This window comes from Pseudomonas sp. 18.1.10 (assembly GCF_024655625.1).
In the GTDB taxonomy this organism is placed as follows: domain Bacteria; phylum Pseudomonadota; class Gammaproteobacteria; order Pseudomonadales; family Pseudomonadaceae; genus Aquipseudomonas.
Map to the genome: position 1 here is coordinate 1 of NZ_JANLGL010000408.1, position 2,410 is coordinate 2,410.

Genomic DNA, 2,410 nt, shown 5'->3' on the forward strand with positions numbered 1-2,410 from the left:
TCCCAAGATTTTGGGGCCGCTGCGCAGCCCAGCGGGAGCAAGCTCCCTCGCCACAAAGTGTTTAGGCAAACACAAAATACTTCCGCACCGTTTCCACTACCTCCCACGTCCCCTTCATCCCCGGTTCCACCACAAAGATATCCCCAGCCCGCAAATGAATCGGCTCCAGGCCTTCTGGGGTGATGATGCAGTAGCCTTCCTGGAAGTGGCAGTATTCCCACTTCACGTAGTCCACGTACCACTTGCCCGGTGTGCAGATCCAGGTGCCCATGATCTTGCTGCCGTCTTCGCTGGTGTAGGCGTTGAGGTTGACGGTGTGCGGGTCGCCTTCGAGCTTTTCCCATTTGCAGGCATCCAGGACCGGCAAGGGGTGGGTGTCGCGCAGTACGGTGATGGGCTTGGACATGATGTCTCCGAGGCAGGGAATGGAAAGGTCCACCCTAAGGCCTTGGGGGTTGGGCCAGTGGTCTGAACTCGACATCGGGATGTCCAGAAGCGCAGCCGCCGGCGATTCCTCTGACACCCTGGAACCTAGTGTGGGAGCGGGCTTGTGTGGGAGCGGGCTTGCTCGCGAAAGCGGCGGGTCAGACAACGCATCTGTGACTGATACACCGCATTCGCGAGCAAGCCCGCTCCCACATAAGTTCTGCGCTGATGCTGGACGGAATTTTCAATCACCAATCAGCCATTTCCTCGCAGTAAGTGCGAAAGATTTCCCACTCCACGGCAGAATTCGCAAGAAAATTCGCACGCGGCCCTCGTATCATTCACCCCAGTAACCGCCGAGAGCCTTGAAATGAACCCAATAAAAACGTGGTGGGATATCAGCCCGCCCTTGAGTACGGCGACCCCGACCTGGCCGGGGGACACGCCGTTCCAGGAAGAGCGCGTGTGGCAATTCGGCCCGGAGTGCCCGGTGAATGTCGGGCGCATTACCCTGTCGCCGCACACCGGCGCCCATGTGGATGCACCGCTGCACTACAGCGCAGACGGTGCGCCGATTGGCGAGGTATCGCTGGACGTGTACATGGGCCCCTGCCGCGTATTGCATTGCCTGGACAGCGGCGCGCTGGTGCAGCCGCATCAGCTCGAAGGCCGTGTGGATAACTTGCCCGAGCGCGTGCTGCTGCGCACTTATCCACAAGCGCCGCTCACCGAGTGGGATGCGAACTTCACCGCCATCGCCCCGCAAACCATCGAGTTGCTGGCCAGCCTGGGCGTGCGTTTGATCGGTATCGACACGCCGTCCCTGGACCCGCAACAGTCCAAGACCATGGATTCCCACAATGCCGTGGCGCGCCATGGCATGGCGATTCTCGAAGGCATCGTGCTTGATGACGTGCCGGAGGGCGACTACGAACTGATCGCCCTGCCGCTGCGTTTTGCCAACCTTGACGCGAGCCCCGTCCGCGCCATTCTCCGCCCGCTCAAGGAGCCCACGCGATGAGCCAATGTCCCTTTTCTGCCGATTATCAACCGCCCGAAGAATGGCACAACGCCGAACTGAATTTTTCCGAGTCCATGAGCTACGGCGACTACCTGGACCTGGGCAAAGTCCTCAGCGCCCAGCACCCGCTGTCGCCGGACCACAACGAAATGCTCTTCATCATCCAGCACCAGACCTCTGAGCTGTGGATGAAACTGATGCTCCACGAACTCAAGGCCGCCCGCGAACACGTGCGCCTGGGGGAGTTGCCGCCGGCGTTCAAGATGCTCGCGCGGGTGTCGCGGATCTTCGATCAACTGGTGCACGCCTGGGCGGTGCTGGCGACCATGACGCCGTCCGAGTACAAGGCGATCCGCCCGTTCCTCGGGCAGTCGTCGGGGTTCCAGTCGTTCCAGTACCGTGAGATCGAATTTATCCTCGGCAATAAAAGCGCGGCGCTGTTGCGGCCCCATGCGCATCGGCCAGAGCTGTTGAACGAATTGAAAGTGGCGATTGCCACGCCGTCGCTGTATGACGAGGCGATCAATCTGATGCTCAAGGCGGGCCTGGCGATTGATCCGAAACGCGCCGAGCGCGACCCGACGGCGGCGACAGTGCACGATGAGTCGGTGGAAGCGGCGTGGCGCGAGGTGTATCGCGACCCGAGCCGGTATTGGGATTTGTATCAGTTGGCCGAGAAGTTTATCGACCTGGAGGACTCGTTCCGCCAATGGCGTTTCCGCCATGTGACCACGGTGGAGCGGATCATCGGTTTCCAGCCGGGGACCGGCGGCACTGAAGGGGTGGGGTATTTGCGCAAGATGCTCGACACGGTGTTGTTTCCCGAGTTGTGGCGAGTACGCTCAACCCTCTAAACAAAAAAAGCCCCGGATTACCGGGGCTTCTTCATTTTGGAATGCGATCAACACTGTGGGAGCGGGCTTGCTCGCGAAAGCAGTGGGTCAGCCGACGTATTCGTTAACT

The 2,410-nt window shown here is 60.4% G+C and carries 3 protein-coding genes; 2 read left to right on the forward strand and 1 reads right to left on the reverse strand.

The window, feature by feature from the left end; genetic code table 11:
- Positions 1–61 precede the first annotated feature (61 nt).
- Positions 62–406, reverse strand: a complete 345-nt coding sequence (locus NUV89_RS29185; protein WP_010206533.1) for a cupin domain-containing protein — start codon at positions 404–406, stop codon at positions 62–64.
- 390 nt (positions 407–796) lie between these two features.
- Between NUV89_RS29185 and kynB the strand changes: the two genes are divergently transcribed.
- Both kynB and kynA read left to right on the forward strand, forming a co-directional pair.
- The gene (gene kynB / locus NUV89_RS29190; protein WP_257784043.1) at positions 797–1,447 is read left to right on the forward strand and encodes an arylformamidase; all 651 of its coding nucleotides are present in this window, start codon (positions 797–799) and stop codon (positions 1,445–1,447) included.
- Positions 1,444–2,301, forward strand: coding sequence for a tryptophan 2,3-dioxygenase (gene kynA / locus NUV89_RS29195; protein ID WP_017738408.1), 858 nt, complete (start codon positions 1,444–1,446; stop codon positions 2,299–2,301). Before kynB ends, kynA begins: the two co-directional genes overlap by 4 nt.
- Positions 2,302–2,410: the final 109 nt, after the last annotated feature.